We start from the raw sequence: 12,400 nt of genomic DNA on the forward strand, positions 1-12,400 counted from the left end.
CGCTCGGGCTACCGGCGCCGCTTGCCGGAGCGCCTGGGCGGCGGGGCCGGCTTGTCCTTTTCGCCAGCGATTTGAAGCGTCTGGCGGAACTCGTCGACGTCGCGGCCCAGGGCGTCGGTGAAGGCGGTGCCGGTCTGGGCGTCCACGACCAGGGTGTACTTGAAGCCGGACTTGAGCGGCCGAGGCAGCCGGATGCGGTAGACGAGGCCGGCTTCGGTTTCCTCGACCTCGTCATCGGAGATCATCGCCCGGTCGGCCTCGTCGAACAGCCGGACCCGGTAGTTCTTGAGCAGTCTCGACGTGCGGAGCTCCAGGAGCGTGGTGGGCTCGATGATTGCGGCGTCGTCGGGCGCCAGGGCGATGTCGGTCAGGCCCAGGTCCATGGCCGCGGTGCCTGAGTCGACGAGGCCCGCATCCGTGGCGGCGGCCGCGATGGCGTCCGCCGGAGTGGCCGTGCCTGGGTTGGCGGCGCCGGCATCGTTGGCGGCGGCCGCGATGACGTCTGTCGGGGCGGCCGTGCCTGAGCCCGCGGGTTCGGCGGCATCCGGCGGCGCCTGGTAGCTGAGGGAGAACCGGGTAGGCGGCGGCGTCGCGGGGACCTGGGGCGCATCGGCCACGCCGGCATCCGGCGTGGCGGCCGGCTTGTCCGGACAGCCGGAAAGGACGAGAGCGCCACAGCAGGTGACGGCGACGAGTCCGAATCGAAGAAGACGCATGTGGCGGCCACGGTATGCGCCCAGGTGGGCGCCGGAAAGCGCCGAGTGCCGGTCAGCCAGCCGGGCCGCAGGCTGGTGGCAACGGGGCCGCGGAGGGGGCTTCAGATAACGCCCAGGACGTGACCTCTCCCTCTGAAAGAAGGTCCGATAACATGCGTTATGTGAACTAAGCGGGCATGAGCCCAGGGGGCGTTCTGGCGGGTTCCCCCGCCCTGGCTTCTGGGCCGTCCGGGCTGTTCCCGGTCCGCCGATTGCAGCCGGATGCGGCAGGATCTCCACCTCCGGAACCCCGCCATGACCTTCCTCGATTCGCTCGCCGCGGATGTCCGCTTCGCGCTCCGCACCTTCCGCCGCTCGCCCGGCTTCGTCGCGGCGGCCGTGCTCTGCCTGGCGCTGGGCATCGGCGCCAACGCCGTCATCTTCAGCGTAGTCCACGGCGTCCTCCTCCGGCCGCTGCCGTATGCGGAGCCCGAGCGGCTGGTCAGCCTCGTGGAGGTCCGGCCCCAGGGCTATGGCGGCCCCGTGTCCTGGCCCACGTTCTGGGCCTGGCGCCAGCACAGCCCGTTCTTCACGCACCTGGCGGCCTTCACGGGCGGCGGCGTCACCCTCCAGGCCCCGGACGCCTCGGAGCGCCTCGAGGCCGTTCGCGGAACGTCGGACTTCTTCGCGGTTCACGGCGTGCCGCCCATGTTGGGCCGGACCTTCGCCTCGAACGAAGACCTGCCCGGCCAGGCGCCGGTCGCCGTCCTCAACGAGCGCCTCTGGCGAGCCCGCTTCGGCGCCGACCCTGCCGTCCTGGGCCGCTCCGTGGACCTGGATGGCCTGGCCCACACCGTCATTGGCGTGATGCCGGCCTCGTTTGACGCCTCCACCGACGTCTGGCTGCCCTTGGTGGCTCCGCCGGATGCCTCCGCCAGGACCCGGTCCACGGTGCTGACCCTCCGGGCCCGGCTGGCCCCTGGCGTCTCGCGGGCCTCCGCCGAGGCCCGGTTGAAGCAAGTCGCCGCGAACGCCGCGTTGGCCCAGGCGGAGGCCCACCGGGATCGCAGCGCCCGGGTCATTCCCCTGGATGAGAGCCAGACGAAGTCCTGGCGCACGCCGCTCCAGGTCCTGCTGGGCGCCGTGTCCCTGGTGCTGCTCATCGCGTGCACCAACGTCGCGAACCTCTTGCTGGCCCGCGCTGGCACCCGGCGGCGTGAGCTGGCGGTGCGTCTGGCCCTGGGCGCCGGCCGGGCCCGGGTCGTCCAGCAGCTCCTCGTCGAAAGCCTCCTCCTGGCCCTCCTGGGCGGCGCGCTGGCGGCGTTGCTCGCGCGCTGGGGCCTGGATGCGCTCCTGGCGCTCGCTCCGGAGAGCCTCCCCCGGCGTCAGGACATCGCGCTGGACGGCACGGCCTTCCTGTTCCTCCTGGCCCTCAGCGGCGTCAGCGGGCTGGCCTTCGGGGTGCTCCCAGCCCTCCATGCTTCCCGGCTGGACGTCCGTGGTGGGCTCGCCGCCGCGGGCGATGGCAACACGGTGCCGGGCTTTGGCCGCCGCCTGGGGGCCTCCCTGGTGGTCGTGGAGGTCGCCCTGTCGCTGGTGCTGCTCGTTGGCGCGGGGCTGCTCGGACGCGCCTTCCTGCACCTGCTGGGCACGTCTCCTGGGCTCGCCCCCGGTCAGGTGCTGACGCTGCACCTGTCCATCCCCGATGCCCGGTTCTTCAATGCCGGCGGCCTGGACGAGGAGCTGCCGGGACGGCTCCTGGAGCCGGTGTTGGGGGCGGTCCGCGCGCTCCCGGGCGTCTCCGCCGCGGGCATGACCTCCGTGCTCCCGGTCCAACGGGCCTGGAACAACGCCCGGTATCGCGTGGAAGGAGCGCCCGCTCTGGCGCCCGGCGACGAGCCCCGGGCCGAGCGCCGCGCCACCAGCCCCGGCTACTTCGCCGCCATGGGCATCCCCATGCGCCAAGGGCGCGATTTCACGGCCCTGGACGCCGCCCCGGACCAGCCCGGGGTGGTCATCGTCAACGAAACCCTGGCCCGCCGGCACTTCCCGGCGGGAGACGCCCTGGGCCAGCGGCTGCACCTCGGGGCTGCGGCGTTCACGATTGTCGGCGTCGTGGGGGACGTCCGCCAGGCGGGCCTGGAGCGCGAGCCGCTCGCCGAGTTCCACGTCCCCTACGGCCGGCCCTGGGGCGATGACGGGCTCGTCCTCGTGGCGCGGACCTCGGTGCCGCCGGAGACGCTGCTGCCGGCCATCCGGGAGGCCATTCGCCGCGTGGACGGCACCATTCCCGTCCACCGGGCGCTCACCATGGAACAGGTCATCGCGCGGTCGCTGGCGATGCGCCGGCTCGTCCTGGGGCTCCTTGGAGGCTTTGCCTGCCTCGCCGTCGTGCTCGCCGCGTATGGCCTCTACGGCGTCATTTCGCTCCGGGTGGCCCAGCGCACGCGGGAGCTCGGCGTCCGCATGGCCCTGGGCGCCCGGCCGGCGGACGTGCTCCGGCTGGTCCTGGGCCAGGGCGCGAGGATGACCGCGGTGGGGATTGGCGTGGGGCTGGGAGCGGCATTCCTCCTGTCCCAGGTGCTCGCCAGCCAGCTCCACGGCGTCAGCGCGAGGGACCCGTGGACCTTCGGGGGCGTGGCGGCGCTGCTCGCGGCCGTGGCGTTGCTCGCCTGCTGGGTCCCCGCCCGCCGGGCGACTCGGATGGACCCGCTGCAGGCGCTCCGGAAGGACTGACGCCACGCCTTTCTCGTCCCATGCCCGGGATGCGGAATCCCAGTCCTGGCACATGCGCGGATGACACGTCGCGTTGGCACGAAATCCAGACGCGAATGCGACTTTTTCCTCCGCGTCACGTTGTTCCTCCATGGGCCTGGAATCAGCCCGGATCCCCCAGGGAATCCAACCTGTAGCGGCGGGAATCAGGTGCCCGCTCGCATGTTGGGTTCTCCGGGAAATCACCCCCGCTTTTTACTGGCTTGACCCGGCCAGGAGCTTCCCGCAGAACCGCGACACCCATGGCCCTGGAAAGGACCGTTTCATGAAGCGTTTGTTCGTCATTGCCACCCTCCTCGGCGCGGCGCCCGCGATGGCCGACGAGGGCATGTGGACCTACAACAACTTTCCCTCCGCGAAGGTGAAGGAGAAGTACGGCTTCGAGCCTTCCCAGCAGTGGCTGGACAACGCGCGCCTGTCCTCGGCGCGTCTGGCGGGCGGCTGCTCGGCCAGCTTCGTGTCGGCCAACGGCCTGGTGATGACGAATCACCACTGCGCGCGCGGCTGCATCGACCAGCTCTCCACGGCGAAGAAGAACTACATCGCCAACGGCTTCTACGCGAAGACGCAGGCCGCGGAGACCCAGTGCCCGGCGATGGAGATCAACCAGCTCGTCAAGATCACCGACGTCACGGAGACGCTGAACAAGGCGACCCAGGGGCTGACGGGCAAGAAGTACGCGGACACGCTGAAGGCGAAGATGTCCGAGCTGGAGCAGGCCTGCTCCGCCGGCAACGCCAAGGCGCGCTGTGACGTCGTCACGCTGTACCAGGGCGGCCAGTACAACCTCTACGAGTACAAGCGCTTCCAGGACGTCCGCCTGGTGATGGCCCCCGAGCACGCCATCGCGTTCTTCGGCGGTGACCCGGACAACTTCGAGTTCCCCCGCTACGACCTGGACGTGACGTTCCTGCGCGTCTACGAGGACGGCAAGCCGGCGACCACGAACAACTTCTTCAAGTGGTCCGACAAGGGCGCCAAGGAAGGCGAGCTGACCTTCATCTCCGGCCACCCGGGCCGCACGTCGCGGGGCCTCACCGTCGCGGAGCTGGAGTTCCACCGCGACGTGCAGCTCCCCAAGACGCTCATGATGCTCTCCGAGATGCGCGGCATGCTGACGGAGTTCGGCCGCCGTGGCGCCGAGCAGCGCCGCATCTCCACCAACATGCTGTTCGGCGTGGAGAACGCCGTGAAGGCGCTCAAGGGCCGTCACGAGGCGCTGCTGGACAAGGCGTTCTTCGCGCAGAAGGTCGCCGCCGAGCAGGAGCTGCGCAAGAAGGTCAACGCCAACCCGGAGATGAAGAAGAAGTACGGCGCGGCCTGGGACGAGATCGCCAAGGCCCAGACGGAGCTGCGCAACATCCGCAAGGACCTGGCGTTCATGGAGAACGGCAGCGGCCTGTCCTCCACGCTCTTCTCCCTGGCCCGCACGCTGGTGCGTGGCGCCGAGGAGCTCAACAAGCCGAACGGCGAGCGCCTGCGTGAGTTCAACCAGGCCAACGTCCCGGCCCTGGAGGCCCAGCTCTTCAGCCCCGCCCCCATCTACCCGGAGCTGGAGATCGCCCGGCTGACGTTCAGCCTCACCAAGATGCGCGAGGAGCTGGGCTCGGACCACCCCTTCGTGAAGAAGGTGCTGGGCAAGGAGTCCCCGGAGAAGCTGGCCGCCCGGCTGGTGAAGGGCACCAGGCTGCGTGACGTGAAGGCCCGCCAGGCGCTCTACAAGGGCGGCAAGGCGGCCATCGCGGCGTCCAAGGACCCGATGGTCCAGCTCGCCGCGGCGCTGGACCCGGACATGCGCGCCGTCCGCAAGTCGTATGAGGAGAACGTCGAGTCCGTCATCCGCAAGAACAGCGAGCTGGTGGCCAAGGCCAAGTTCGACATCTACGGCACCAACCAGTACCCGGACGCGACCTTCAGCCTGCGCCTGTCCTACGGCGCGGTGAAGGGCTACACGGAGAACGGCAAGCAGGTCAGCCCCATCACCCAGATGGCCGGCACCTTCGCGCACGCCACGGGCGAGGAGCCCTTCGCCCTGCCGAAGTCCTGGCTGAAGAACGAGAAGGCGCTCGACGGCACCACGCCGATGAACTTCGTCTCCACCAACGACATCATCGGCGGCAACTCCGGCTCGCCCGTCATCAACAAGGACGCGGAGATCGTCGGCATCGTGTTCGACGGCAACATCCACTCCCTGGGCGGCGAGTACGGCTTCGACGAGAGCGTCAACCGCTCGGTCAGCGTCCACAGCGAGGCCATCATCGAGTCGCTGACGAAGATCTACGGCGCCACGCGGCTGCTCGAGGAGCTGCGCCCCGGCAGCACCAAGGTCCCGCCCGTGAAGGCCAGCCCGGCCAAGTAGGGCCTCCGCCCCCGGGTGGACACGGGGCCCCGGCGCGGTCGGCCAGGGCCCCTGAAGCACGGAGAGGCTGCCCGGTGCGTTCCGGGCAGCCTCTTTCCTACTCCCACTCGATGGTCGCGGGGGGCTTGGAGGAGATGTCGTAGGCGACGCGGTTGATGCCGCGCACCTCGTTGGTGATGCGCGTGGAGATGCTCTCCAGCACGGCGAATGGCAGCCGGGCCCAGTCCGCCGTCATGCCGTCCACGCTGGTGACGGCGCGCAGCACGCAGGTGGACTCGTAGGTGCGCTCGTCGCCCATGACGCCCACGCTCTGCACCGGCAGCAGCACCGCGAAGGCCTGCCAGACCTCCTTGTACAGGCCGGCGCCGCGGATCTCCTCCTGGACGATGGCGTCCGCGCGGCGCACCAGCTCCAGGCGCTGCTCCGTCACTTCGCCCAGGACACGGATGGCCAGGCCCGGGCCGGGGAACGGCTGGCGGGACACCATCTCATCCGGCAGCCCCAGCTCGCGGCCCAGGGCGCGGACCTCGTCCTTGAAGAGCTCGCGCAGCGGCTCCACCAGCTTGAGCTTCATCGTCTCCGGCAGGCCGCCCACGTTGTGGTGGCTCTTGATGGTGACGGAGGGGCCCTTGTACGACACGGACTCGATGACGTCCGGGTACAGCGTGCCCTGGGCCAGGAACTCCGCGTCGTGCACGTCGCGCGAGGCCTCCTCGAACACGGCGATGAACTCGCGGCCGATGATCTTCCGCTTCTGCTCCGGGTCCGTCACCCCGGCCAGCTTGTCCAGGAAGCGCTTGCGGGCATCCACCGTCTTCAGCGGGACGTGGAAGCGGTCCACGAAGAGCGCCTCCACCTGGGCGCGCTCGTCCTGCCGCAGCACCCCGTTGTCCACGAAGATGCACTGGAGCCGGGGGCCGATGGCCCGGTGCAGCAGCAGCGCCGCCACGGAGCTGTCCACGCCGCCCGACAGGGCGCAGATGACCCGGCCGTGCTCCCCCACCTGGCGGCGGATGGTGCCCACGGCCTCGTCGATGAAGCCCTTCATCGTCCACGAGCCGCTGACCTTGCACTCGTTGAAGACGAAGGCGCGCAGCATGGCCTTGCCCTGCGGCGTGTGGACCACCTCCGGGTGGAACTGGAGGCCGAACCAGGGCTTCGTCGCGTGGGCGGTGGCGGCGAAGGGGGAGTTGCCGCTGCGGCCAATGGCCTCGAAGCCGGGGGGCAGCTCCTGCACCCGGTCGCCGTGGCTCATCCAGACCTGGACCTTGTCCCCGGGGGTGAACTCCGCGAAGGGGCCGCGGCGGGCGAGCACCTCCACCTCCGCGTTGCCGAACTCGCGGTGGGCGCTCCGGTCAATCTTCCCGCCCAGCAGCTTGGTGGTGAGCTGGAGGCCGTAGCAGATGCCCAGCACGGGGACGCCGGCCTCGAAGACGAAGGGGTCGCAGCGGGGGCTGTCCGGGGCCTCCACGGAGGCCGGGCCGCCAGAGAGGATGATGCCGCGGGGGGCGAACTTGCGGAGGTCCTCCGCCGGGAGGTCCGGGCGGTGGATTTCGCAGTAGACGCCCAGCTCGCGGACGCGCCGGGCGATGAGCTGGGTGTACTGGCTCCCGAAATCGAGGATCAGGATTTTTTCGGCGTGCAGGTCCACCTGGGGGTCTCCAAGAGGGGCGTCGTTGACGGCTGGGGGCCCTTATCGCTACAAACTTCCGGAATACAACGCCCAAGTACCTTCAATTGTTCGAGGCCTGGATGCCCCGCCGCCTGTTCGCCCCTACCGCCGCTGCCGCCCTGCTCCTCCTGTCCGCCACTGGATGCGTGAAGGAGATCTCCTCGGATGAGCGGCTGGACCGCGAAACCCAGAATCTCTCCGCAAAGGACACCCCGGGCGCCGCCGAGCTCGAGAAGATCTCCTGTGATGACGCCAACGAGGCGCTGACGAAGGCGCGCAACGTGAACCGGCCGGAGACGGACCGGCTGGTGGACTACATCGAGCTGTACTCCTCCCTCCGCAAGCGGACCGCCACCTTCGAAGAGGCGATGAACCGCAACCCGGACCTCAGCTACCGCGAGGGCACCCAGCACCTGGTCGCCGCCAAGGACCACTGCATCCAGCAGACGGCCGACGTGCGGGTGGAGTTCGAGACCTACATGCGCGAGCTGGTGGATGTGCCCACCGTCCAGGAGATCAAGGGCGGCAACACCGTCACCATCGCCCGGCTGGACTTCAACACCCTGCGCCAGGCCATCGAGACGCTGGAGCCGGACGACAAGGAGGTCCTGCTCAACCGGGTGAACGCCGCGGAGAAGCGCGTGGCCCCGCCGGCCGCCAACGAGGCGACGCCCGCCTCGGGGGGGAGCCGCAAGCGCGGCCGGTAGTCCCGCGCCCGCGGGTGAGCAAGTCAAAGGGCCCGGCCGGAAGGCGCGGGCCCTTTTTCATGGCCGGAAGCGGCGGTGCGGGAGGACGGGCCACCGCGCGCCCGCGGGCCTACTCCACGCGGTAGTTGGGGGCTTCCTCGGTGATGATGACGTCGTGCACGTGGCTCTCCTTGAGCCCGGCCGAGGTGATGCGGACGAAGGTGGCCTGGGTGCGCAGCTCGTCGATGCTGCGGCAGCCCACGTAGCCCATGCCGCTGCGGATGCCGCCCAGCATCTGGTGGACGTTCATGGCCAGGGTGCCCTTGTACGGCACGCGCCCCTCGATGCCCTCGGGCACCAGCTTCACGGCCTCCACGTCCGCCTGGAAGTAGCGGTCCTTGGCGCCCTGCTTCATGGCGCCCAGGCTGCCCATGCCGCGGTAGCTCTTGTAGCTGCGGCCCTGGTACAGGATGACGTCGCCGGGGGACTCCTCGGTGCCGGCGAAGAGCGAGCCGATCATCACCGTGCTGGCGCCCGCGGCCAGCGCCTTGACGATGTCGCCCGAGTACTTGATGCCGCCGTCGGAGATGACGGGCACGTCGTGCTTCTGGGCCTCGCGCACGCAGTCATCCACGGCCGTCACCTGCGGCACGCCCACGCCGGCCACCACGCGGGTGGTGCAGATGGAGCCGGGGCCGATGCCCACCTTCACCGCGTCCACGCCCGCCTGGATGAGCGCGCGGGTGGCCTCGGCGGTGGCGACGTTGCCGGCGATGAGCTCGAAGCCGTTGAAGTTCTTCCGGGTGTCCCGCACGCCGTCCAGCACCGCGGTGGAGTGGCCGTGCGCGGTGTCCACCACGATGACGTCCACGCCGGCCTTGATGAGCGCCTCCACGCGGGCCTCGCGGTCCGCGGACACGCCCACGGCGGCGGCGCACAGCAGGCGGCCCTTGCCGTCCTTGGCCGCGTTGGGGTGCGTGCGGCGCTTCTCGATGTCCTTGATGGTGATGAGGCCCTTGAGCTCGAAGGCTTCATTGACGACGAGCAGCTTCTCGATGCGGTGCTCGTGGAGCAGCTTCTGCGCGTCGTCCTGGGTGATGCCCTCGCGGCCGGTGACGAGCTTGCGCGTCATCACCGCCTCCACCTTCTGGGTGAAGTTGGTCTCGAAGCGCACGTCCCGGCTGGTGACGATGCCCACCAGCCGCCGGCCCTGCACCACCGGGATGCCGGACACGCCGTGCGCGCGCATCAGCTCCAGCGCGCGGCCCAGCGGGGCCTCCGGCTCAATGGTGACCGGGTCCACCACCATGCCGCTTTCGAACTTCTTGACCTTGAGGACCTCGAGCGCCTGCTGCTCGGGCGTCATGTTCTTGTGGATGACGCCAATGCCGCCCTCCTGGGCCATGGCGATGGCCGTCCGGGACTCCGTGACGGTGTCCATGGCCGCCGACAGGAGGGGGATGTTGAGGCGGACGTTGCGGGTGAGCCGGGTCGTCAGGTCGACGTCCTTGGGGACGACCGCGCTCTCGGCGGGCACCAGCAGGACGTCGTCAAAAGTGAGGGCGAGCCGGATATCGGGGTTGAGCATGAGCGGCGCTCCCGTGGGCAGATGCCCGCGGGGCACCAGAGCCCGCGGGTGCGGTTCCATACGAGGTACGCTGCCCCGGCGCAACGGGGAAGGGCGCTGTTTTTGACGCCCGTTCCCTCGGAGTTCGGGCGATAATCGCGAGCCAGTATTCCCTCTCGTCTCAGGAACCGGGCATTGACGGATTCGAATCAGGCGGCGGTCGGGCTCGTCGTGAAGCTGCCCTTCGCGACGCCCGAGGAGTTCCTGGCGAAGTACGGCCCCAACGTCACGCGGGGAGGCATCTACCTGCGCGCGCGCGCGGTGAAGCCGCCCGGGACGGCCGTCACCCTGGACCTCAAACTGGCGGGCGGGGAGCGCATCATCCACGCGGCGGCGGTCGTCCATTATGTGACGGGCCAGGGCGGCGGGGGCGTGCTCGGCATGGGGCTGCGCTTCCTGAACGTGGACGGCCCCACCCGGCGGTTCCTCGACTCCATCGTCGTCGCCCTGCCCCACGCCCAGTCGGACGTGCCCCCGGTCCCCCCCAATGTAGGGCCGCCGGACTACACGGTCCCACAAACGGAGTCGACGCCAGTCGCCCTCACCGCCGAGCCGCGGCCCGCGGCGGCCCCCATCGCGGGAGGCACGGCCGCGCCGGCCGCGCCGCCGCCGATGATGTCCAACGCGGCGCTGAACCTCGGCTCGGAGGAGCCCAAGCGCGCGGGCGTCGTCATTGGCATCGACCTGGGGACGACGAACTCGTGCGCGGCCTTCGTCCGCAATGGAAAGCCGGGCGTGCTGCCCAGCCGCGAGGGGCACAACACGGTGCCCTCCATCATCGCGGTGAACACGCGCGGCAAGCTGGTGGTGGGCCACCCCGCGAAGGGACAGATGCTCACCAATCCGCGCCAGACGGTGTACGGCGCCAAGCGGCTGGTGGGCCGGCCCTTCGCGTCGCCCGTGGTGGAGCAGATCAAGGACCGCTTCCACTACGAGATCTCCGCCAGCGACAACGGCGACGCGGGCGTGAAGCTGGGCGAGCAGGTCTACACGCTCCAGCAGATCTCCGCGCTCATCCTCCGTGAGGTCCGGGAGGTGGCGCAGAACCAGCTCGGCCACCCGGTCTCCCGCGCGGTGGTCACCGTCCCCGCCTACTACAACGACAACCAGCGCCAGGCGGTGCGCGAGGCCGGGAAGCTGGCGGGCCTCTACATCGAGCGCATCCTCAACGAGCCCACGGCGGCGGCGCTGGCCTATGGCTACGGGCGCAAGCTGAACCAGCGCGTGCTGGTGTACGACCTGGGCGGCGGCACCTTCGACGCGTCGGTGTTGGAGCTCAACGACAACGTCTACGAGGTCATCTCCACCGGCGGCGACACCTTCCTGGGCGGCATCGACTTCGACAACGCCATCGTCACGTACCTCCTGGACGAGTTCCAGAAGGCCACGGGCCGCGCCTTCCAGGGTGACCGGGTGGCCCTGCAGCGCATCAACGACGCGGCCGAGCGCGCCAAGTGCGCCCTGTCGGAGCGCTCGGAGGTGCGGGTGCACGTCGCCTTCGTGACGATGATCGACAACAAGCCGTGTGATCTGGACGTCATGCTGTCCCGGCAGAAGCTGGTGGCGCTGACGGAGGAGTTGGTGGACCGCACCCTCCAGGTCTGCGACGAGGTGCTCCAGGCGAAGAAGGTGACGCCGCAGGACATCGACGAGGTCATCCTCGTGGGTGGGCAGAGCCGCTTCCCCCTGGTGCACGAGAAGATCACGAAGTTCTTCGGCAAGCCGCCCAGCAAGGGCGTCCACCCGGATGAAGCCGTGGCGCTGGGCGCGGCGCTGCTGGCGCACAGCCTGGGGCAGCTCGAAGGCGTGGTGCTCATCGACGTGCTGCCCATGGCCATTGGCGTGGGCCTGCCCGGCGGCCGCTTCAAGGCGGTGATGGAGCGCAACACGGCGCTGCCCTCCACCAAGAGCTACACGCTGGCCACGCACCGCGACGGCCAGACGGAGCTGGAGCTCACGGTGTTCCAGGGTGACTCCGACAAGGCGGCGGACAACGAGTACCTGGGCACGCTGAAGCTGGAGGGCCTGCCCAAGCTGCCGCGCGGCGCCGTGCAGGTGAACGTCACCTTCGAGGTCAGCAACGAGTCGCTCCTGAAGGTCACCGCGCGCGAGGCCACCTCCGGCCGCGAGGTGACGAGCACCTTCACCACGCGGGACACCCCCGAGGCGGTGAAGGCGCGCCTGGCCCAGGTTGAACCGGAGCCCGCCGCGCCCGCGCCGAGCGCCGCCAGGAGCGTGGGCCACGCGGGGGCCACGGCCACCGGCCCCTCGGCGCCGGTGAAGGTCGTCATGCCCTCGACGGCCGCGTCGCAACCGGCGCGGCCGCCCACCGTGCGAGCGGGGACCTCGGCCCCGGCCTCCTCGCTCCCTGTTGTCAACGCCGCTGTGACACCCAGGCAGCGTGGCTTCATGGGGTGGCTCAAGGGGCTCTTCGGAAGAGCCTGATAAGCCGTATAGCCAGCGTGGCCCGCACGCTGCGTCATACGGGATTCGGGTAATTTTTCGGTGTTCCTGGCCGTCTCCTGGATGGTCGGAATTGCCTGCTATGTAGCGCCTCGCTTCCCTCCGGACAGACGAGCGCGCTCC

7 protein-coding genes are annotated in these 12,400 nt (G+C 70.0%); 4 read left to right on the plus strand and 3 right to left on the minus strand.

Translation table 11 applies throughout. The features are described 5' to 3' along the window. Positions 1–8: 8 nt before the first annotated feature. On the minus strand, positions 9–716 hold the full coding sequence (locus tag MYMAC_RS18740) for a hypothetical protein (RefSeq protein WP_095959057.1): 708 nt from the start codon (positions 714–716) through the stop codon (positions 9–11). A 294-nt stretch (positions 717–1,010) separates the two neighbouring features. Between MYMAC_RS18740 and MYMAC_RS18745 the strand changes: the two genes are divergently transcribed. Together MYMAC_RS18745 and MYMAC_RS18750 are read left to right on the plus strand one after the other, a co-directional pair. After that, a complete protein-coding gene (locus tag MYMAC_RS18745; protein WP_095961623.1) occupies positions 1,011–3,431 on the plus strand; it encodes an ABC transporter permease in 2,421 nt (806 codons plus the stop codon). A gap of 304 nt (positions 3,432–3,735) precedes the next feature. Next, on the plus strand, positions 3,736–5,829 hold the full coding sequence (locus tag MYMAC_RS18750) for a S46 family peptidase (RefSeq protein ID WP_095959058.1): 2,094 nt from the start codon (positions 3,736–3,738) through the stop codon (positions 5,827–5,829). A 97-nt stretch (positions 5,830–5,926) separates the two neighbouring features. Here MYMAC_RS18750 and guaA read toward each other — a convergent pair whose 3' ends face one another. Then, positions 5,927–7,480 (minus strand): glutamine-hydrolyzing GMP synthase, encoded by a 1,554-nt coding sequence (gene guaA, locus MYMAC_RS18755; RefSeq protein WP_095959059.1) that lies wholly within the window; start codon positions 7,478–7,480, stop codon positions 5,927–5,929. A 101-nt stretch (positions 7,481–7,581) separates the two neighbouring features. Here guaA and MYMAC_RS18760 point away from each other — a divergent pair, with 101 nt between their 5' ends. Continuing rightward, complete coding sequence (locus MYMAC_RS18760; RefSeq protein WP_239988875.1) at positions 7,582–8,208, plus strand: hypothetical protein; 627 nt, start codon at positions 7,582–7,584, stop codon at positions 8,206–8,208. Between the two features lie 109 nt (positions 8,209–8,317). On the opposite strand, the gene guaB is transcribed toward MYMAC_RS18760, so the two are convergent. Further along, positions 8,318–9,775, minus strand: coding sequence for an IMP dehydrogenase (gene guaB / locus MYMAC_RS18765; protein ID WP_095959061.1), 1,458 nt, complete (start codon positions 9,773–9,775; stop codon positions 8,318–8,320). 174 nt (positions 9,776–9,949) lie between these two features. Here guaB and MYMAC_RS18770 point away from each other — a divergent pair, with 174 nt between their 5' ends. Further along, positions 9,950–12,259 (plus strand): TIGR02266 family protein, encoded by a 2,310-nt coding sequence (locus MYMAC_RS18770; RefSeq protein ID WP_095959062.1) that lies wholly within the window; start codon positions 9,950–9,952, stop codon positions 12,257–12,259. Positions 12,260–12,400: the final 141 nt, after the last annotated feature.

It is taken from the genome of Corallococcus macrosporus DSM 14697 (genome assembly GCF_002305895.1).
Classification (GTDB): domain Bacteria; phylum Myxococcota; class Myxococcia; order Myxococcales; family Myxococcaceae; genus Myxococcus; species Myxococcus macrosporus.

Excerpts from the sequence above, each read along its gene's own strand:
- MYMAC_RS18740 (WP_095959057.1), bottom strand. The coding sequence starts at position 716 with ATGCGTCTTCTTCGATTCGGACTCGTCGCCGTCACCTGCTGTGGCGCT.
- MYMAC_RS18745 (WP_095961623.1), top strand. The coding sequence starts at position 1,011 with ATGACCTTCCTCGATTCGCTCGCCGCGGATGTCCGCTTCGCGCTCCGC.
- MYMAC_RS18750 (WP_095959058.1), top strand. The coding sequence starts at position 3,736 with ATGAAGCGTTTGTTCGTCATTGCCACCCTCCTCGGCGCGGCGCCCGCG.
- MYMAC_RS18760 (WP_239988875.1), top strand. The coding sequence starts at position 7,582 with ATGCCCCGCCGCCTGTTCGCCCCTACCGCCGCTGCCGCCCTGCTCCTC.
- guaB (WP_095959061.1), bottom strand. The coding sequence starts at position 9,775 with ATGCTCAACCCCGATATCCGGCTCGCCCTCACTTTTGACGACGTCCTG.